Here is a 22,011-nt window from a genome sequence, read left to right on the forward strand (position 1 = left end):
AAATCCCCCGAACGACCCTTCACGGGCAGAATCGGGGGAAAAATTTAAAAAAAACGTCGTGAAGATACAAAAAATTTCTGATATAACACCAACTTTGCCCTTTACAGAGTTTGATTTTTTACAGAGCTATCGTGACAGCTTTGCAAAAAGCGAACTTGGACGTATCCATTCCCAGCTCCCACTTAAGGAGTTGGCAGCAGCATGTACGAGTCGTAGCCATAAGAGCAAGCGGGGCAAAAAGCCTCTTTTTTCGTGTGAGGGAGAAATAGCCCTGATGTTCCTCAAGTCATACACAGGTCTGTCTGACGATGGCTTGATAGAGATGCTTAACGGAAGCATCCACATGCAGATGTTCTGTGACGCTCTGATAGACCCTTCCTGTCCCATCAGGGATGGAAAGATTGTAAGTGCCATACGCAACCGTCTTGCCCGTCTTCTTGACATAGACAGCCTTCAGGGCATATTGTACGCCAAATGGAAAGACAGCCTCAAGGACAAGGACCTATGCCTGACGGATGCGACCTGTTATGAGAGCTACCTGCGCTTCCCGACAGACATCAAGCTACTCTGGGAGTGTTGCCATTGGCTTCACAAGCTGCTCGTCTCCGAGTGTAAGCACCTGTCGGAGCGTGTTCCGAGGAGCAAGTATAATGATGTTGACAAGGCTAGGCTTGCATACGCCAAGCAGCGCAAGCACACAGCATCATCCACGCGCAAGCTCAGGAGAAGACTTCTGAAACTGCTCTCCAAACTTCTTTCTCAGTGGTACCGTCTTTGCAAATTGTATAGCCCTTGTATCAGCCTGTCGGCAGAACAGGAAAAGCGTCTCTCCGCCATACGTGCCGTATTCCGCCAACAGTCAGCCTTGTTTTCAGGCAAGGAAGTCAGGCACCGTATTGTCAGCATCGACCGTCCCTACCTCCGTCCCATTGTCAGGGGCAAGGAAAACAAGCGTGTGGAGTTTGGGGCAAAGGTCAACAACATACAGATTGACGGCATATCATTCATAGAACACCACAGCTTTGAGGCTTTCAACGAGGGTGTCCGTCTTAAGCAATGTGTTGAGTATCAGGAATCTCTGACGGGAGTCAAAGTTAAGCGTGTCGGTGCCGATTCCATATACGCCAACAATGCCAACCGAACAATGTGTACGGAAAAAGGCATAACCACCTGTTTCGTCAGAAAAGGTCCCAAACCCAAAGAAGAGTCTGAGTGTCTCAGGACGGCAAGAAAGATTATCGGAAACCTCAGGGCCACGGTAATGGAGGGCAGCTTCGGGAATCAGAAACAGCACTATGCCGTTGGGCGAATCAAGGCACGTAACATGTTCAGCGAAACATTACTGCTCTTCTTCGGAATCCATACGGCTAATGCCGCCATTCTTGCCGCAAGGCAGATGGCCAGGGACATGAAGAAGGTGGCTTGATAAAAAGATAAGGTGATTTTATATCCATCCATAGGCAGGTATGGAAGGGGCAGGTATGCCCATACGGCTCAACATTTGAGATTTTTGAGCAGAAAACACTGCAAATTCTTTTTCTAGGAGCTTTTCTAAGAAAAAGAATCCAGTTTTTGAATGCTCTTGGCAGGTTCAGGAGTGAATTAACTGAAATTCCCTAATTAATAATAGAGTTATTTAATACTCATGATATAGTTTTCGCAAATATATTAAAAAGTTGCAATGGATGCAAACGGATTTAAGAAATATTTGAATTTAATTAATGATTTAAATATTATTATTGCACAAAACTAATGATTTATGCAATTATGAAGTGATAAAATGAAAAATAATAAACAAAATGTTGGTTTTAAAACGAAATGATAAGTTTTATTGTAAACAAAAATTATCATTGAAACTAGACCCTTAAGTTATGTCTGTCTGACCAAATCTTATCTTAACCTTTTATCTTAAGTTTTAATTAGGGTTCTATAACGAATCGTGTGGGTTGTGTGTTGATATTCCATCGGTTTGGTGCGGGTGCTTAGCACATGTGGTGCGGATGGTATGCACAACATGTGCGAAGGGTTAACACCATTGCTGTATATGAAAGGGTAGGGATTTAATGTGCGTTAAGCATATTAAAATGAAGGTCAATCTGGAGTTGTGTATAGTTGGAGGCTATACCTTTCAACAATATTTTATGCTCTATGACGAATTACCCACACGATTTGTTAAAGAGCCTTAATTAGTAGCAATGTTTGAGCATCATGTGAAGTGAGTCTGATACCATGAAAATGATATTTTGGGATTTATCCCATACATTGCGATTCCTTATAACGCCAAATATACTATAAGAAAGGTGAGTTTCCCAGATTTTATTTGTATTTTTGCAGTTCCAGTTGGATGGTCTGTCACTATTATAATTACAGCGTCATGGTAAGATGTCCTCAAGACGACAAGATAAGGATAGATTCTAGTGTACAGAGGATTATGAGGAATTTTTGATAAAGTTATTGGTAGCAAATTGTTATGGATAAGAATGCATGAAGCATCTCTCTGTAAGCTTGCAGTTGCCTGATGATTATAGAAATGATGTATGTAGGATTGGCTCCCGACTTTTTAATATTGAATTGATTAGCACTGGATCGAAGACTCCACGGATTTGTGCTTAACAAGACTGGAGCGTAGGATAGGTTCCTTCTAAATAAATTAATAAATTATTTATGGTACAGAAAAAACATTATGAAGGGTTGACGGACACAGAGGTGTTGAAGAGTCGTGAACAATATGGGGCTAACGTGTTGACGCCTAAAGAGAAAATTTCTCTTTGGGGACAGTTCTTGGAGAAATTTGAAGATCCGCTGATAATAGTTTTGCTCATTGCGGGTTTTCTCTCAATATGTATTTCTTTTTGGGAATATTGGGGCCTTCATAATGAAGATGGAGCAGCTGTCTTTTTCGAGCCAATCGGTATTTTTATAGCAATCTTTCTGGCTACGGGCATTGCTTTCTTTTTTGAGCTGAAAGCGGATAAAGAATTTTCTGTTCTTAATCAAGTGAATGACGAAGAGGAGGTTGAGGTCATTAGGAATGGTATTACAACAACTGTCGCTAAAAAAGATATTGTTGTTGGGGACATCGTAATCATCAATACGGGTGCAGAAATACCTGCAGATGGTAGGTTGTTGGAGGCAATCTCACTTTATGTTGATGAATCAACGCTAAATGGGGAGAGTGTGCCTGCTCATAAATCAACAAACGAAGAGGAGTTCGAAAAGGATGCTTCCTATGCTACAAACCAAGTGTTGCGTGGTACGAAGGTGATGGAAGGACATGGTTTTTTTGTAGTTGAGGCTGTTGGTGATCAAACAGAAAATGGTAAGGTGTTTGAAGCTGCACAGATTGATGATAGTGTCAAAACACCTCTTAGTGAACAGCTCGACGGACTGAGTGTTCTTATCACCAAAATAAGTTATATCTTTGCAGGTTTCATTATTATAGGTAGGTTGATAGTCTTCTTCCATTGGAAGCCTATCGTGTGGACATTGGCTATCCCTACGATAATCTTTTTCTGGCTTGTCATTAAAAAGTTCAATCGCTGGAAATGGTACGTGAAAACGATTATCACAGTGGCTTATTTCTGTATTTTGATATGTAGTGTGATAGTCTTGCATGATTATCTCTTACCAGATAAAAGTATGTCTGGTCTGTTTGCGCATTTACTGAATACAATGATGATTGCCGTAACCCTAATCGTTGTTGCGGTGCCAGAAGGACTACCTATGGCTGTGACTTTAAGTTTGGCTTATAGTATGCGCCGAATGATGAGGACTAATAATCTCGTACGTAAGATGCATGCTTGTGAGACAATGGGGGCTACGACGGTTATCTGTACGGATAAGACGGGTACGTTGACACAGAATCAGATGCGGGTATATCAGACGCAATTTTATGGTTTGCCTAATCAGACATTAAATGAGAATCTGACTTCGCATTTGTTGGAGGAGGGTATAGCCGTCAATTCTACAGCCTCTCTTGATTATACGGATGCAAGTAACCCTAAAGTCTTAGGTAATCCTACAGAAGGAGCATTGCTGCTTTGGTTGCACGAGCATCATGTTTCTTATCAGGAAATAAGAGAAGAGGTTCATATTGTTGAAGAACTTCCTTTTACAACGGAACGAAAGTATATGGCTGTGCTCGTGATGTCTGCTTTGGTGGAGGGTAAGCAGATTCTCTATGTAAAGGGGGCACCTGAAATTGTCTATGGGCTCTGCAAGCAGACGGAAGGAAATGTGCCAAAAGAGGTGATAGAACGACAGTTAGAAGGCTATCAGGAACAGGCTATGCGAACCTTAGGATTTGCTTATCAGATTCTAGATGATAATACTAATGTGTTTAAGGAAGGATTTGTTGTTACTGATAATCTGACTTTTATGGGAATAGTTGCTATCAGTGACCCTGTGCGTAGTGATGTGCCTGGGGCAGTCGCCGAGTGCATGAAGGCTGGTATTGATGTGAAGATTGTTACTGGTGATACCTCAAGGACAGCCAAAGAGATTGGCCGACAAATTGGATTGTGGACAAGTCATGATAATGAGAGGAATATAATCACGGGGCCTGAGTTTGCAGCTCTTTCTGATGGGGAACTTGATAAACGAGTTGCGGATTTGAAAATTATATCCCGTGCACGTCCATTAGATAAGAAGCGGCTTGTCGAATCGCTGCAGCGTTGTAATGAGGTGGTGGCTGTTACGGGTGATGGTACGAATGATGCACCTGCACTTCAAGCAGCTCATGTAGGTCTCTCTATGGGTGATGGCACTTCCGTAGCTAAGGATGCATCGGATATTACAATTATTGATAACTCTTTTAGTAGTATTGGGAAGGCGGTGATGTGGGGTCGCTCACTATATCAAAATATTCAACGCTTCTTACTTTTCCAGCTGACGGTCAATGTGGCAGCTTGTTTCCTTGTTCTTGCTGGTGCGTTTATGGGCACTGAGTCTCCCCTGACCGTAACGCAGATGTTATGGGTAAATCTGATTATGGATACCTTTGCAGCAATGGCACTAGCATCTTTGCCTCCTTCTGAAAAGGTAATGAAGGATAAACCACGTGATCGTAACGCTTTTATTATCAATCGATCTATGGGGTGGAATATTATTGGTGTCGGTGGCTTCTTCTTTCTATTGCTGTTTGCTTTACTTTATATCTTCGAACATTCCAATATCACAACATTGAAGGATATTCTTCATCTAAAACTTGGTGAAGAAAATGGACTTAGCCCGTACGAGCTGACCCTGCTCTTTACAATCTTTGTAATGACACATTTCTTTTATTTATTCAATGCTCGCGCGTTTGAAACAGGAAGAAGTGCATTACACTTCAAGGGATGTCGTGGATTGCTTTTTATTATTTCAATTATCTTTATAGGACAAATTGCAATGGTGGAAATTCCTATTTTGCAGAATTTCTTTAATATTGTTAAGGGAGGACTCTCCTTAGAAGATTGGATTATTATTCTAACAGCTTCTTCCATGGTCTTATGGATTAGAGAAGCTTGGCACCTACTAAAGACATTGAATCGATAGCCGAATGCGCTCTCCGTACATGGCATAATATAATAAGGTGAAGGCTTGTAGATTTTCTTTCTAAAGAAGAAAAAATACTTTTTTGATAAAATTTTCCTCTAAAACATTTGGAGGTTATAGGGAAAGTATGTAACTTTGCACTCGCTTTACAAAACAAGCCACCTGGCAAGTTGATTAAAGCAATAAAGAAAGAGTTCTTTGAAAAGATTTACATAAACAGAGAAGTAGTACAAGAAGCGTCTGTTTGATTTTATATCAAATGGATGGGTAAAAGAAACGAACCGATCAATTCATTGTTCTTGCTTTTGAGGCACCGCCTCAAAACAATTAAGAAACAAGCGAAGAGGTGCTTTTTACTTGATACTTTTAGGATAAGCGTTCTGAAACAGAGATTACTCGGTGACGTGTTTGGAAGTAGTGGTATTTATTATCACCTATTATCCATCATTTATCACCAACAGATATTTTACAATGGAGAGTTTGATCCTGGCTCAGGATGAACGCTAGCTACAGGCTTAACACATGCAAGTCGAGGGGAAACGGCGGAGAGTGCTTGCACTCTTTGGACGTCGACCGGCGCACGGGTGAGTAACGCGTATCCAACCTTCCCATTACTGTGGGATAACCTGCCGAAAGGCAGACTAATACCGCATGGTCTTCGATGACGGCATCAGATTTGAAGTAAAGATTTATCGGTAATGGATGGGGATGCGTCTGATTAGCTTGTTGGCGGGGTAACGGCCCACCAAGGCAACGATCAGTAGGGGTTCTGAGAGGAAGGTCCCCCACATTGGAACTGAGACACGGTCCAAACTCCTACGGGAGGCAGCAGTGAGGAATATTGGTCAATGGACGTAAGTCTGAACCAGCCAAGTAGCGTGCAGGATGACGGCCCTATGGGTTGTAAACTGCTTTTTTATGGGAATAAAGTGAGGGACGTGTCCCTTTTTGCAGGTACCATACGAATAAGGACCGGCTAATTCCGTGCCAGCAGCCGCGGTAATACGGAAGGTCCAGGCGTTATCCGGATTTATTGGGTTTAAAGGGAGCGTAGGCCGGAGATTAAGTGTGTTGTGAAATGTAGACGCTCAACGTCTGACTTGCAGCGCATACTGGTTTCCTTGAGTACGCACAACGTTGGCGGAATTCGTCGTGTAGCGGTGAAATGCTTAGATATGACGAAGAACTCCGATTGCGAAGGCAGCTGACGGGAGCGCAACTGACGCTTAAGCTCGAAGGTGCGGGTATCAAACAGGATTAGATACCCTGGTAGTCCGCACAGTAAACGATGGATGCCCGCTGTTGGTACCTGGTATCAGCGGCTAAGCGAAAGCATTAAGCATCCCACCTGGGGAGTACGCCGGCAACGGTGAAACTCAAAGGAATTGACGGGGGCCCGCACAAGCGGAGGAACATGTGGTTTAATTCGATGATACGCGAGGAACCTTACCCGGGCTTGAATTGCAGGAGAACGATACAGAGATGTTGAGGTCCTTCGGGACTCCTGTGAAGGTGCTGCATGGTTGTCGTCAGCTCGTGCCGTGAGGTGTCGGCTTAAGTGCCATAACGAGCGCAACCCCTCTCTTCAGTTGCCATCAGGTGATGCTGGGCACTCTGGAGACACTGCCACCGTAAGGTGTGAGGAAGGTGGGGATGACGTCAAATCAGCACGGCCCTTACGTCCGGGGCTACACACGTGTTACAATGGCCGGTACAGAGGGATGGTGTAATGCAAATTGCATCAAATCTTGAAAGCCGGTCCCAGTTCGGACTGGGGTCTGCAACCCGACCCCACGAAGCTGGATTCGCTAGTAATCGCGCATCAGCCATGGCGCGGTGAATACGTTCCCGGGCCTTGTACACACCGCCCGTCAAGCCATGAAAGCCGGGGGTGCCTGAAGTCCGTGACCGCAAGGATCGGCCTAGGGCAAAACTGGTGATTGGGGCTAAGTCGTAACAAGGTAGCCGTACCGGAAGGTGCGGCTGGAACACCTCCTTTCTGGAGAGAATGCTTTTTAGTTGACAAGTTGACAAGTTAAAAGTATTGTAAAGATAAAAAGAACCTTGGTTCGTTTTTCTTCTTGTACTCACTGACACTGTTTTAAGAATAAGAGAAAGGAAGTCTGGCAAGAGAAGCTGCAGAGTTTCTTCCAACTCAGTCCTATAGCTCAGTTGGTTAGAGCGCCACACTGATAATGTGGAGGTCGGCAGTTCAAGTCTGCCTGGGACTACACATCGGCGCTAAGCCAATGTGAACTGGGTCAGAGCCTGATAACCTATATTTCTCTATCCCTTGGGGGATTAGCTCAGTTGGCTAGAGCACCTGCTTTGCAAGCAGGGGGTCAACGGTTCGAATCCGTTATTCTCCACTTAGCTGTTCACGCTTCTGAGGCACTGCCTCAGAACAATCAAAGTAACAGCATAAGATCTTTGACATATTGACACAAGCAAGACTGTAAAGTAGAACTATTCTTTCAATGATTGGAAGAATTAGTATTCTAAACAATGAGGTTTAAACTTCATTTTTTTAGAATCACACAACAGCTGAAAGTATGAGCTACATTTCTTGTTGTCAACAACGAGAAAGGCGAAGAAAGTAAGAAAGGGCGCATGGCGGATGCCTTGGCTCACGGAGGCGATGAAGGACGTGATAAGCTGCGATAAGCCTTGGGTAGGTGCAAATAACCTTTGATCCAAGGATTTCCGAATGGGACAACCCATCAGGTTGAAGACCTGTTATCACTACATAAGTAGTGAGGCGAACGGAGGGAACTGAAACATCTTAGTACCTCTAGGAAGAGAAAATAAATAATGATTCCCCTAGTAGTGGCGAGCGAACGGGGAATAGCCCAAACCTGCTTTGTGGCAACGCTTAGCAGGGGTTGTAGGACCACGCTGTCGTACTTAGATTGTGAGAAGAATGTTCTGGAAAGAACAATCATAGAGGGTGATAATCCCGTATTCGAAGCATGACGAGACGTAGTGGTATCCTGAGTAACGCGGAACACGTGAAATTCTGCGCGAATCAGCCGGGACCATCCGGTAAGGCTAAATACTCCCGTGAGACCGATAGTGAACGAGTACTGTGAAGGAAAGGTGAAAAGCACTCCAATAAGGAGAGTGAAATAGTTCCTGAAACCATGCGCCTACAAGCGGTCGGAGCTGCTTACGCAGTGACGGCGTGCCTTTTGCATAATGAACCTACGAGTTACCATGTCTGGCAAGGATAAGCGTCATGAGACGCGCATCCGCAGTGAAAGCGAGCCTGAATAGGGCGTCGAGTCAGATGGGGTAGACGCGAAACCAAGTGATCTACACTTGCCCAGGTTGAAGTCCGGGTAACACCGGATGGAGGACCGCACGGATAAGCGTTGAAAAGCTTCCCGATGAGGTGAGTGTAGGAGTGAAAGGCCAATCAAACTTGGAGATAGCTCGTACTCCCCGAAAGGCATTTAGGTGCCGCGTGCGATGATCTCCATAAGAGGTAGAGCGACCGATAGGTCAAGAGGGCTTCACCGCCTATCGAGACCTGACGAACTCCGAATGCTTATGGACCGCAATCGTGCAGTAAGGGGGCGGGTGCTAAGGTCCGTCCCCGAGAGGAGAAGAATCCAGACCGCCGTCTAAGGTCCCGAAATTCTGTCTAAGTTAGTCTAACGAAGTCTGGTCCCCGTGACAGCTAGGATGTTGGCTTGGAAGCAGCCATTCATTCAAAGAGTGCGTAACAGCTCACTAGTCGAGGGTCCGGGCATGGATAATAATCGGGTATAAGTCAGATACCGAAGGCGCGGGATAGTAATGTATATTAAAAGTATCGGTAGGGGAGCATTCCATTGGCGTTGAATGGTGAGGGTAACCGATCCTGGAGCTTATGGAAAAGCAAATGTAGGTATAAGTAACGATAAAAAGGGTGAGATTCCCTTTCGCCGAAAGACCGAGGTTTCCCGGGCGATGCCAATCAGCCCGGGGTTAGTCGGGTCCTAAGTCTCAGCCGAACGGCGAAGGCGATGGCAGATGCGGTTAATATTCCGCAACTCGCTATTACAGTGATGTGGAGACGGAGCAGTGACACTGCCGCGCCCTGACGGAATAGGGCGTTTAAGTGCGTAGGCTATGAGGAAGGCAGGCAAATCCACCTTCCGAGCTGAACCATGAAAGTACAGGTAATCCTTCGGGATAACTTGAGTGCAGGTAATCATACTTCCGAGAAAATCCGCTAAACTTAATGTAATAGCGACCCGTACCGCAAACGGACACACGTGGTCGGGTAGAATATACTAAGGCGTTGAGAGATTCATGGTTAAGGAACTAGGCAAATTGACCCCGTAACTTCGGAATAAGGGGTCCTCATAGCAATATGAGGCGCAGAGAATAGGTCCAGGCAACTGTTTAACAAAAACACAGGGCTGTGCTAACTCGAAAGATGATGTATACAGCCTGACACCTGCCCGGTGCCGGAAGGTTAAGAGGAGATGTCACCAGCAATGGGAAGCATTGAATTGAAGCCCCGGTAAACGGCGGCCGTAACTATAACGGTCCTAAGGTAGCGAAATTCCTTGTCGGGTAAGTTCCGACCTGCACGAATGGTGTAATGATCTGGACGCTGTCTCAACCATGAGCTCAGTGAAATTGTAGTATCGGTGAAGATGCCGATTACCCGCGATGGGACGAAAAGACCCCGTGAACCTTTACTACAGCTTAGCATTGACCTTGGTCATCCGATGTGTAGGATAGGCCGGAGGCTTCGAAGCGGGTGCGCCAGCATTCGTGGAGCCATCCTTGAAATACGGCCCTTTGGCTGTCTGAGGTCTAACGCGCCTGTGGTGCGGACACTGCTTGGTGGGTAGTTTGACTGGGGTGGTCGCCTCCAAAAGCGTAACGGAGGCTTCCAAAGGTGCCCTCGGGCCGATTGGTAACCGGCCTTATAGAGTGCAATGGCATAAGGGCGCTTGACTGGGAGGCAGACATGCCGAGCAGGCAGGAAACTGGGGCATAGTGATCCGGCGGATGTGTATGGAAACTCCGTCGCTCAAAGGATAAAAGGTACTCCGGGGATAACAGGCTGATCCCCCCCAAGAGCTCATATCGACGGGGTGGTTTGGCACCTCGATGTCGGCTCGTCACATCCTGGGGCTGGAGAAGGTCCCAAGGGTTGGGCTGTTCGCCCATTAAAGTGGCACGCGAGCTGGGTTCAGAACGTCGTGAGACAGTTCGGTCTCTATCTATCGTGGGCGTTGGAGTTTTGCGTGGTGCTGACACTAGTACGAGAGGACCGTGTTGGACAGACCTCCGGTTTACCAGTTGTGCCGCCAGGTGCACCGCTGGGTATCTGAGTCTGGATTGGATAAGCGCTGAAAGCATCTAAGTGCGAAGCCAGCCGCAAGATGAGAACTCCTCATAAGGGTCGTCATAGACGATGACGTTGATAGGGTGTAGGTGTAAAGACGGTGACGTCAAAGCCGAGCACTACTAATTGCCCGAAACTTTCTTCGGGTCTCCCGCCTCTAGATATTGGAGTGCGGGGACCAGTGACTCAGACTTTGAGCTGTGTATTCTTCTAAAGTAAGAAGAAAAGTTCTAATATGTTTTGCTTGTGGAAATACGTCACCTTATACGGCTGACAAGTCAGTAGACGAGTTGACAAGATAACGAGTTAACAAGTAAACAAGTTATTAGTTCTATGGACAATATTTAATAATGGATCTACTGATAAGAAGACAGAAAGAAGACAAGAATAATGACAAATAACTGGTCAACTTGTCAACTGTGAACTAGTCAACCGAGAGAAATATCAGGTGGTTATTGCGTCGGGGTCCCACCTCTTCCCATTCCGAACAGAGAAGTTAAGCCCGACTGCGCCGATGGTACTGCAATGCAATGCGGGAGAGTAGGTGGCCGCCTTCTTTTACGAGAGCCCTGAAGAGAAATCTTCAGGGCTTTTTGTGTTTATGGAGGTCAAGCTTATTTGGCTAATAAGCCTACTAGAGCTAATAAGGCTAATAGGAGTAATAAGGATAATTGGACTTAATAGGACAAATATTTATATTTAGAGACCAATGTCTTATGTTAATGATGAGTTTATTTTTTCTTAGACTATCGTTTTATAATTTGCTGTCACTACTGTCATCCATATTAGCTTGCTAATTAGTTTGGTTACAGGTACTTTTACGAAGTGTTAATAATGACAGCAACTAAATATAAAATTAATCTTGCATTTTATGCACTATTTTTTTATCTGGGAATTATTATTATTTCTAATTTTGAAAGCGCTTTTTATTATTAGCCTTTTGTGTATCTATTTCCTCATCTTTTTCCTACAGAACCCTAGTCAGATAAGACAAATATTATCGCATAAATACAAGATTAATTTTATTTAATGTTGCTGCCATTATTAATATTTCATGCATCTTACAAACGACAGGAATGACAGGAACTTAGATTTATTAATTGTCTTGCAAAACGAAATAGACGATTTGTTATAGACTTCTTATCTTCCAAAATCTGAAGTGATAAATGTAAGCACTCAATATTATTTGGCACAGAGAGAGGGTAGTACATAGCTAAAAGCTATATCAAGAAGGCGATGATGGCACAATACGTGATAGAGACATAACATGAAAGTGGCTGATAGCTTTGTAACAGCTTTAAAAATATATAGAATATGAACTAATAAGGTAGCCCCTCTCTATAAATTGCACATAGAGAAGGGAGGACATTACAGAGGGTTACATTAACGTTACATACATCACAAACACTTAATAAATTAGTCAATTCTCACTAATCCCAGCAGAACAACAAAATACAAAAAAAAAGTGTCAAAGAATTATCTTTGACACTTTTTTATATCATTGCAACTCTTAACGAGCCTGCTCAAGCTTGCTATCAATATGTGCAATAGCATGACTTTCTAAGTGAGCAAATGAATCAAGAATATCCTTAACATTCTTCTCCTCTTCTACCTGCTCATCAATATACTTTGCAATAAAGTTCTGTGACGCACGGTCCTTCTCCTCATCAGCAACATCTGCCAACTTATTGATAAGTTCTGTAACCTTTTGTTCATGTGCATATGTATCAACAAAAGCTTCTTTAGCATCTGTCCAGCTTGTCTTAACAGCATCGATACTAGTAAGGATAACCTCACCACCACGATGAAGAACAAACTGAGCCATATCCATTGCATGCTGTCTCTCCTCTTCTGCCTGCTTGTACATCCAGCTTGAGAAACCTTTCCAACCCTCCTTGCGGAACCAGCATGACATCTGTAAATAGAGATTTGATGACCACATTTCTGCCACGATCTGCGCATTAAACGCATCCTGCATCTTCTTTGATATATTCATTTCTTGTTTTTTTAATTAGCAATTAATTACTTATTTAGTCACTAATATTAATACCTTTTGCAAAGGTACAACATTATTGTTATTTTTCCAAATTATTAGCCTAGAATATGAATTTACTCATACTTATTAAGCCTATCTCACGCAATCAACTTCTATCGGGCGCCAATAATACGAATTCTATTTAGGGAATTTCAGTTAATTCACTCCTGAACCTGCCAAGAGCATTCAAAAACTGGATTCTTTTTCTTGGAAAAGCTCCTAGAAAAAGAATTTGCAGTGTTTTCTGCTCAAAAATCTCAAATAATGAGCCTCCGAAGCTGCCCTCCATTACCGTGCCCCTGAGGTTTCCAATAATCTTTCTCACCGTCCTGAGACATTCGTTGTTTCAGTGTAAAAGAGATTATACTTTTCATTTTTTCTTAGGTATAATATTGAAGTGATAGACGGCATGTAGCATCACGTAGCGGGGGATAACATTACTGTAAGTTTCTATGATTCCTTGTGCATTCATCGTCCGTGTGACATTATTCAGCTGACCAAGAATATCAAATCCATCAAGCAATAAGGTAAGTTGTCCTTTGAAGAATGATCGTGATAGACGGGCATTCCATACTAAATCATCACTATTCATCGACTTATCTAAATAACCTCGGCGACTATACATTGTCAGGTCAGTCCCAAGTCGGAAATCCCATGGCAACTGTAATTGTGCTGTTAAACCGTAATTGAAATCACTCACATTAAATGCCTTAAAGTCTTCACGAGTGCCATCGACATGTGCGCAGTTTCCTTTACTAATGAAACCAATGGAAGATTGCCCAAGCCTATAGTTCAGCTGTAAATCAGCAATGTAGTTTAACGATTCTACTATGCTCCTATTAGATGCAGACGTACCTGCTAAACCAATAAGGTCGACACTCTTCTCATATCTTAACCCAGCCATAGCTTTAAAATCCAACTTGCGATTTTTGGTCAATGGTCCAGCGCCACCTAAAGCAAGCTGACCTCGCCAATTACCATTCACATTGTCTGGTCTGAATGTTCGTTGTCCTGTAGCCTTGTCGTAGGTATAGCCCATAGCAATAGCGTTAACAGTGGGGATATATTGAGCCTCTATTAACCACATCATACCTTTTTTCGGATATATACGTAGGAAGTGTGATATAAGTTCGTGCTTATAGGATGGTTTCAAGTTGGTATTACCCATTGTTACGTTTAAGGGATCAGTGGTATTGAGGATGTTTACAAACAAGTTCATGTCTGGAGCTTGTCCGTTCACATGATATTGAAGCATGAATTCATATTTGTGATCAGTACTACGCCATTTGATGAACGTACTATACATATTGTAAAGTATAGAACGTTTCGTAAAAGTCGTATCTACATTTCCACTATGATAATGCATCGTCCGTGAAAGCAGCGATAAATTAGGTACAAGCTGCGCCCACCACTCTGACTTCGTCGTTCTCTTATTCCATACAAGAAAGGCTCCGAGGGTATGGGTATTATCCGTCTGCCTGCTGTCATAACTATTATGAATATCCATTACTCTGTTATAAGCATCCACAGAAGGAAGTATTCCAAGCTCGTGCTCTGAATTAATTCCCCAGTCTGCTAACTGGTCAAGACGATAGAGTGAAGAATATCGGTTTGAGGTAGTACGATTGTATTTATAACTAAAGTCGAAGAACAAGCCCCGCTTTACTAAATAGCTGTAAGTCACTTTACCTGTCATGCTATAGCCGTGGTCAGGACGGTTGTTGAAATATCGATTGCGGAAGTCTGTATTACTTTGCTGACCGTTGGTATAATAATCAATGCGGTTACGATCAAAGCTATCCTCAGTAGCATGCCTCAAAGAAGCGTCAGCATAAAGGGTGATATGGTCGGGAGAATGCTTGAACTTAATTAACGACTCCATCGAAACCGAACCTTCTAAAGAATGTCCAATTGATAATCCATTGCGAAGATTTCTGTTAATGGCTGTACGAACCAACTCCCTACCTATCATTGGTGTGTACAAACTATCCAACTGTGCCTTTGAGAAAGATGCAAAACTACGATTAAGCGTCAGCGAAGAATATCCGCTTTTATTGTTATAATATTGGTAGTTAAAACGTGGCTTGATATTTAAGTTGGCATTCTTAAACTCAAAATAGAACTGATGATCGGTGGAGAGCGTAAAATTGTGATTTCTATTATTAGCTACCATACGGTCGTATGTATCTCCGTTAGCAAGGAAATTTGTACGATTAGTGTTATTCACTATCGTGTTGTCAGCATGCTTAACCTGTGCATTTCCACTAAGTTTATACTTACCACTGCGTGCATCTATATTATAGTCAAGACCTCCTAACTGTTGCTGTGTCAACCCACCAAAAAGATCAGAAGGCGACCAGTTGTCATTCTCACCAGGCTTACGGTCGTCGTTTAGATTATTCATATTTCCATAGACAGCCAAACGGGAGTGATCAGTGAACCGCATAGCAAACAGACGAGCCAAGTAGCGTTCCTTTGTTCCTCCACCAGTTTCCACATTACCAACCCATCCAATGTTGTATTGCTTTTTCAGTTGAACATCCATCACGTATTTTTTGTCTCCTGCCACCTCTTGCCCGAGAAAACGACTATTTTCGCCAAGACGATCATACACCTTTACTTGGTTTACCATATAAGTAGGCAGATTCTCAAACATGACAGTATTATCTCCACGGAAGAAATCTTTTCCATTGAGAAGCAAACTCTCAACAAACTTTCCATTAACATATATGCGTCCATCCTTGCTTAGTTCAGCACCGGGCAACTGACGAATAAGGGCGTCGAGCATGGAGCCTTCACCTAACTGGAAAGCATCAGCATTATAAACAATCGTGTCGCCTTTATGGTAGAACTTCACCTTTGTAGCCTTAACAACCACCTCATTTAAGTCTACTGTTTTAGGGCGCTTCAAGAAGATTGTTTCAATCTCCCTGCTTACCTCTCGCTTATAAAAGTGATGCAGTGGTAAGGTTACGTAGGTAGGTGTATAACCTTCTTCGGTAACACGAAGGATATAATCACCCTCCTTACGTGGAATTTCCACCCAATATTCTGATGTTTCCCATCTTTGTTCACCACTCTCATATTGAGTGAGAGCCTTCTTAGAAGCAATAATCGAGCTATCTTTAGCATTTAGTACTTCCACTAAACTTCCAGGGATATCTGCATGAGTTACAAAATCTTGCACTCTGCCTTTAATGGTAATTGTATTGTCTAAAGTTTGTGCCGAAATGGAGACTGTAATACACAACAGAATTAAAGCTGTACAAAGAGTTTTCATATTTTATTCTCAATTTCTGATTCGTATTGTTCACAAGCGGTATGGGGAATAGAAATTCCTCTAAATTATCTTTTAGGTAAAGAAATAACGCTTACTTGTAGTTCGTAAATCCAGAAGATTCTTTCTAAGATATATCAAGAAGGTAGAGCATTTTAGCCATATCCTACGTTTTTGTCTGGTCATACTCTGTCCAATAATGATTAGAGTTCTTGGATGAAAAGAACCGAATGGATTTTACAGGCATAAACCGAACTTTTCTATCAGTTTGCCTGCAATTATATTCTCTACAAGAGGTGTATTTCATAATTTAAAGTTTAATCATATGAATGGTCTTCTTTTTAAACACGCTACAAATGTATATTAATAAGAAGTTTAAAATAAGAAAAACGATTTCTTTTTTTCAAAATTTATATTTTTTAACGCTTTCCCGCCGTAATGTAACTAGGAAGATACTCTCAGAGTAAGAAATCAGGTTCTTCTGGAATTTGGAGTGATAAAACAGATAAAATAAAAAAGAAACCGCTGTAAATATTGTATATTTGAATAAGCACAACCCGATTGTCGTGGATTTGGACAGTGGCAGGGTAATCTATGTTGGCAATGGAAAGGGTACGAAAGCTCTGAAGAAATTCTGGCGGAAAATCATACGTAAGAATATAAAGATAAAACATATGGCAACAGACCTGTCTGCAGCTTTCATAGCCTCTGTCATGGAGAATAGTCCCGATGCGGTACATGTGTTTGACCTTTTTCATGTGGTGAAGTTAATGAACGAGAAACTTGACGATATCAGACGTAAAGTCTATAGCATGGAGAAAGATGTAAATAAGCGTAAAGTGCTGAAGAGGACAAGGTTTCTGCTGCTTGGCAATGGTGCCGACATCTTTGACAAACAGCACAGAGCAAGGCTTGAAAATGCTTTGGCGATGAACGAGTCGCTGTCAAAAGCATACTATCTGAAGGAACAGCTCCGTCAGGTATGGTCTCAACCCATGAAGGCTATGGGAGAAGAAGTGCTTGACGACTGGATAAGGCAGGCGGAACAGAGCAAGATTACCCAACTGCAGAAAATGGCTGTTACCATGCGAAACTACAAAAAGGCATCCTTGTATGGTACGACTGCCATCTATCAACAGGAAAAGTTGAAGGCATCAACAACAAGATTAAGGTAATGAAACGAAATGCGTATGGATTCAGGGATGAAAGATACTTTACACTAAGACTCTATGCACTGCATGACTGTCGTATCACTCGAAATGTCGGATGAACCAAAAATATTGCAGCAAGTAGAGGTTTTATAGGACAGAAATAGCTAAGAATATTTTTGTAGAAAAAAGAGCGCATTAGGTAAGCTGTAATATAACAGTACTTAATGTGCTCTTTAATTTTTATCTACGATGTATTTATTTATATTATGTTCCAAGTGAGAATCATTTGGGCTGGAGTTTTCGATTCTACATCGCGCTCTATGTTGTCAGGAAGATTACAGAAGAAGTCAATACCAGTTTTTTCTTCGATTTCCTTGATGCTGGTAACATAAGGTTTGAGAGAGGTCCCGTTGTTATTTTCATGTTTGAACCAGAAGCCGATGGCTTTATATTGCCAATCACCTTGTCCTTTAATCTTGTATTTCATCAGTGCTACAGAGAAGAAATAAGTCGGTACAATAAATTTATTTCTAATATAGGTGTATTGGTCTTGTTTGTCAATTGTACCGCCACGACAGATGAATAATGTATCTTTAGAGCCACTTTTATAGGTGATATATGTTCTCATTTTTTTCTCCATCTCTGCCCAGATACCCGCATTGAAGCCGTGAACTTGTGGTTGCATATTACTGAGATAGAAGGTCTGGTCATTAGAATCTCGGCTGTTTACTCTGTCTTGTGATGGACAGAGATGCCCGTGGTCGTAGCCAGAACCGCGATAAGGATCGTATGGAAAGAAAGCGTTTGAAGTCCAGAATGGGTCCCTAGGGTAGAGGTTGTCACTTTCTTGGCTTTTTCTTTTTACACTTTTTAGAGCATTGCTTGCGTAAATCTGATAGCAGGTCCAACGATTCGACATCTTATCGATATCCCATTCTACGCTGTAATTAATCTCCCCATTGCTTAGTTTATGAGTGAGGACAGTACTATGTCCACCTTTCAGTTTAAGAAACTCCAAGCGGTGCGTTGCTGTACGTAAATCTTTGAAGTTGGAGTTTGTGTTATTGGTTATCGTTTCTGTTCTTCCTGAACTATTAGAATTATCATCGTCCTTATTACATGACGTGATTGTGCTAACTGTAAGGAGTATTAAAGCCCATACAGCTGTGTATCGTATTATCTTATTCATTCTTTTGTCTTTGGATGGTTGACTATGAAGTTTTAGCTTGCTTGAAACAGACGGCTTGTGAGTAGATATCTATTCTCTACGTTATCCCCAATCTTTAGCTTTCAGTGAAGCCTTATCCTCTGTTATCTATTTTATCTTATACAATCTGTAGGCAGAGCAGCATTCTTTCCTGTTCTGTTGAAAGTAAAAGTGCGAGCAAACGTATATGCAACTACGTTTGTCCGCACTTTGTATGTAATAATGTCGAAGGGTATTATCGATTACTTCTTCAACTTACCGTAACGGCTCATGAAGCGGTCAACACGACCTGCTGTATCGACAAGCTTACTCTTACCAGTGTAGAATGGGTGAGAGGTGCTTGAGATTTCGACTTTTACCACTGGGTAAGTTTCGCCTTCAAATTCTACTGTCTCTGAAGTTTTGCATGTAGATTTTGTAAGGAACATATCGCCGTTGGACATATCCTTAAATACGACGGGGCGATAGTTTTCTGGATGAATACCTTGTTTCATTTTATTGTTATCTAATTGTTAATAATATACTTGCTGTAGTCTTTCCCTTAACTAAAAAGGATATAGACACTCTTCAAGGTGCAAAATTACGAATAATTCTGTAGGTAGCCAAATATTTCAAGCTGTTTTTTAGGATCATTCGATATTCCGAGTGATACAACTAAAAATCTTTATAGTATAAACCTTTACTTCCCTACAGGTTCTTTCGTAACCCAAGAGTTTCCTTATCTTTAGTAATTCTGTGTGTAATGAGCCTCCGCACCATTGGTGCTTACCATGCGCACCACTGGTGTTTACCATGCGCACCATTGGTGCGGAGCCTTCGCACGTTAATAAGATAAGTGTATTTACTTAACTTCTACGTTCTTGATTTCCCATGTACCAGCCTTAGTAGCGGTGCTGGTGTAGAGGAAGCCAATGTAAACAGTTGCGTTACCAGCGTAAGCAGAGAGATTGCATGTCGCATCGATGAATCCCCAGTCATTACCTGTAGGATAAGCAGAAACTGCAACATCATGCCATGTTGTACCATCTGTAGAAACCTGTACCTTAAACTCGTTAGCTGCATTCGCAAAGAACCTCGCTGCATGCTTGAAAGAAAGCGTAGCAGAAGTCTTACCAGCAAGACTAAAGGCAGGAGAAGTCAGACGGCTCTCAGCAGCATAGTTGTTAGAATTCTTAAATGCAGAAGCCTTCATGTATTTTTTAGTAGCATCATGCTTCCACACAAAGGTAAGGTCTGAAGGGAGTGTGATATTGTTGATAGTGAAGTTGTCCATACCAGCCTCGAACTTAGCAGTAAGACCAGTAGCAGTAGGCTGTGGAGCAGAAGTACCGCTGATAGAGATAATCTTGCTATCCTTATCAACCTCCATGATTACATCACCTTTCTTATTCGTGAATGACTTCAGGTTACCCTTAACAACTACAGTCTGACCAGCCTGAATGTCAGTCTTTGCAGCGAAGTCAGCACCATTGAGCCCCTTACCAGAGAATACTTGGAGCGTCTTGTCTGTGCCATTGTCAGAGATATAGTAAGTGATGCTCTTATACTTATCATTATAAGAAACCACCTCAGAGATGATACCCTTTACGTATGCCTCGCCCGTAGCAGTCTGGTTAGCCTGAATCTTCTGTACAGCTTCCGCAACAGTCCATGCAGTAGACTCAGTATTCAAGTCAGCTGTTGGTGTTGGCTGAGCAGCCTTATTACCATTGAGAGAGTAGATATAGTTGCCCTGCGTGAACTCCTTAGTACCCTTGAAGTTTACAAGTTTACCATATACAACAACCTTATCACCAGCGTTAAGTTTATCATTTGCAGTGAACTTCTTGTTACCAAGCGCATAGCCACGATATACAGTCAACTGTCCGTTGGTTGTTCCGTCGTCAGAGATAAGATAAGTAGCATTACCATAGTTGGCAGCATCAATCTCCTTAACGCTAACGATAGTACCAGAAACATATACATCCTTATCAAGGTTCTGACCAGCATCAATATACTTCAACGCTGCAGCAACATTGAATGGGTCAGCCTCTGTACCAGTTCCAGTAGCAGGAGTGGTAGGAGTGTTAGTGTTGGTATTGGTGTTCTCTTCAAAAGTAACACTGTATGGAGCTGGAACATCCTCACAACTTGTGAGGACTGTTGTTGTCATAGCCAGCGCCATCATTGAATAAATAATCTTTTTCATATTCTGTATAGTTATTTGTCTTGTTAATTAATTGAGATAATCTTACTGTTACGACCAACCTGTGGGTTTGATGTTGCCTCGTAAAAATCCAAAGTACCAAGGATAAGAACCTTCTTTCCTACACTAATTTGTGAAGGGTCAGTGAACTTATCGCCATTTAAGTACAAGCCACGGAACACCTGCAACTGGTCAGTTGTTGTACCATCGTTAGAGAGGTAGTAACGAGCGTTACCATACTGCGTTGAAACCTCATCAATCTGTGAGATTGTACCCTTGATATAGTAAGTGTTAGCATCCTTTTTGTTCAACTTAGCGTATGCCAAAGCACGTGTGATATCCAATGGGTTAGCCTGTGTACCATCACCCTTACCAGGGAGACCCTTGAATGGGTCAACCTTTTCAGCAGGCTTGATGTCATCAAGTGAGCGGATGATGATCTCCCACTGGTTATTAAAGCGTTTGAAGATACCAACGATGTCAACCTTACCAGTTGGAACCTTGCTATTAGCGAATTTAGCAAAGTTACTGTTGTACACAATAACCTTTCTGCCATCCTGCTCGTTTAGGGTCCAGCTAACGCTACCCGCACCGCCATTAGCATCAGCGAAAGTATCAGTAACCTTACTGCTGTTGCTGCTCTTGAAGCTTACGTTACGAATAATACCCAGCTTGCCGCCATCAGTATCGAGGTCCCAAGTTGTTGCGTTGGTACCAGAAGCAAACTCAGTAGGTTCAACTTTGTTACCCGTAGAAAGAATCTTATAGTGCTGATCCCAGACAGCACGGCTGATACGACCAATGGTAGTTGCACCAGCAGCATTCACAGAAGTAACACCAATCTGTGCCTGCTTACCATAGTTGCCAACGTAAAGGTCCTTCAGACTTACCAATACTTCTGTTCCGATTGGCAGAGGACCATGCTGTCCACCCTGTGCAACACTAACGATAATAGCACCTGTTGCATCTTGTAAAGCTACCTCCTGATAGATATTACCAGCAACGTCAGAACTTGTAACGATAGCCTTTATCTTGATATCGTCTGTAACCTTAGCATAGCTGACACCATCACGGTAGTCAGTAGCGATATAGTTAGCAAACTTACTCTTCAGCTGAGCAATAGAAATGACATTTGTTTCGGTCAGTTCATTATTGCCGTAAGGCGCAGAACCTGTTTCAGCTGGCTCTGCGTAACTATCACCCATACAAGATGCAAAGAGTGCGCAGACAGCTGCCATCATTAAATATTTCAGTTTCTTCATAATCGTTTCCTG

The 22,011-nt window shown here is 42.6% G+C and carries 9 protein-coding genes, 2 tRNA genes, 3 rRNA genes and 1 pseudogene; 8 read left to right on the forward strand and 7 right to left on the reverse strand.

Going from position 1 to position 22,011, the window contains the following annotated elements:
- Positions 1-58: 58 nt before the first annotated feature.
- The 7 genes from J4856_RS00710 to rrf all read left to right on the forward strand — a co-directional run bounded on the left by J4856_RS00710 (position 59) and on the right by rrf (position 11,439).
- Positions 59-1,426 carry a transposase gene (locus J4856_RS00710; RefSeq protein ID WP_065367823.1) on the forward strand — a complete coding sequence of 456 codons (1,368 nt, stop codon included), beginning with the start codon at positions 59-61 and terminating at the stop codon, positions 1,424-1,426.
- Between the two features lie 1,238 nt (positions 1,427-2,664).
- On the forward strand, positions 2,665-5,535 hold the full coding sequence (locus J4856_RS00715) for a cation-translocating P-type ATPase (protein WP_025839999.1): 2,871 nt from the start codon (positions 2,665-2,667) through the stop codon (positions 5,533-5,535).
- Between the two features lie 468 nt (positions 5,536-6,003).
- Positions 6,004-7,534: ribosomal RNA gene (locus J4856_RS00720) — 16S ribosomal RNA — on the forward strand.
- A gap of 158 nt (positions 7,535-7,692) precedes the next feature.
- A tRNA-Ile gene (locus J4856_RS00725) sits at positions 7,693-7,766 on the forward strand.
- A 64-nt stretch (positions 7,767-7,830) separates the two neighbouring features.
- Positions 7,831-7,904: transfer RNA gene (locus tag J4856_RS00730), tRNA-Ala, on the forward strand.
- A 221-nt stretch (positions 7,905-8,125) separates the two neighbouring features.
- Positions 8,126-11,027: ribosomal RNA gene (locus J4856_RS00735) — 23S ribosomal RNA — on the forward strand.
- A 299-nt stretch (positions 11,028-11,326) separates the two neighbouring features.
- Positions 11,327-11,439: ribosomal RNA gene (rrf, locus tag J4856_RS00740) — 5S ribosomal RNA — on the forward strand.
- Together the 16S, 23S and 5S rRNA genes with 2 tRNA genes alongside form the textbook arrangement of a ribosomal RNA operon.
- A 953-nt stretch (positions 11,440-12,392) precedes the next feature.
- On the opposite strand, the gene J4856_RS00745 is transcribed toward rrf, so the two are convergent.
- From J4856_RS00745 to J4856_RS00755, 3 genes are all read right to left on the reverse strand, one after another.
- The gene (locus J4856_RS00745; RefSeq protein WP_025838727.1) at positions 12,393-12,878 is read right to left on the reverse strand and encodes a ferritin; all 486 of its coding nucleotides are present in this window, start codon (positions 12,876-12,878) and stop codon (positions 12,393-12,395) included.
- Positions 12,879-13,059: 181 nt separating this feature from the next.
- Positions 13,060-13,242, reverse strand: coding sequence for a hypothetical protein (locus J4856_RS00750; RefSeq protein ID WP_143150353.1), 183 nt, complete (start codon positions 13,240-13,242; stop codon positions 13,060-13,062).
- Positions 13,243-13,287: 45 nt separating this feature from the next.
- On the reverse strand, positions 13,288-16,104 hold the full coding sequence (locus J4856_RS00755) for an outer membrane beta-barrel protein (RefSeq protein WP_025838725.1): 2,817 nt from the start codon (positions 16,102-16,104) through the stop codon (positions 13,288-13,290).
- Between the two features lie 656 nt (positions 16,105-16,760).
- Between J4856_RS00755 and J4856_RS00760 the strand changes: the two are divergent.
- Positions 16,761-17,464 (forward strand): annotated as a pseudogene (locus J4856_RS00760) (ISL3 family transposase).
- A 140-nt stretch (positions 17,465-17,604) separates the two neighbouring features.
- Here the strand turns inward: J4856_RS00760 and J4856_RS00770 are convergent.
- The 4 genes from J4856_RS00770 to J4856_RS00785 all read right to left on the reverse strand — a co-directional run bounded on the left by J4856_RS00770 (position 17,605) and on the right by J4856_RS00785 (position 21,999).
- On the reverse strand, positions 17,605-18,534 hold the full coding sequence (locus tag J4856_RS00770) for a DNA/RNA non-specific endonuclease (RefSeq protein WP_065367997.1): 930 nt from the start codon (positions 18,532-18,534) through the stop codon (positions 17,605-17,607).
- Between the two features lie 260 nt (positions 18,535-18,794).
- Positions 18,795-19,046 carry a type B 50S ribosomal protein L31 gene (locus J4856_RS00775; RefSeq protein WP_004361523.1) on the reverse strand — a complete coding sequence of 84 codons (252 nt, stop codon included), beginning with the start codon at positions 19,044-19,046 and terminating at the stop codon, positions 18,795-18,797.
- A gap of 347 nt (positions 19,047-19,393) precedes the next feature.
- Positions 19,394-20,740: a choice-of-anchor J domain-containing protein gene (locus J4856_RS00780; protein WP_025838720.1), complete on the reverse strand. Its 1,347-nt coding sequence runs from the start codon at positions 20,738-20,740 to the stop codon at positions 19,394-19,396.
- 23 nt (positions 20,741-20,763) lie between these two features.
- Entirely contained in the window at positions 20,764-21,999 is a 1,236-nt protein-coding gene (locus tag J4856_RS00785) for a DUF5689 domain-containing protein (RefSeq protein ID WP_025838718.1), read from the reverse strand.
- Between the last annotated feature and the right edge of the window lie 12 nt (positions 22,000-22,011).

The organism is Prevotella scopos JCM 17725 (genome assembly GCF_018127785.1).
In the GTDB taxonomy this organism is placed as follows: domain Bacteria; phylum Bacteroidota; class Bacteroidia; order Bacteroidales; family Bacteroidaceae; genus Prevotella; species Prevotella scopos.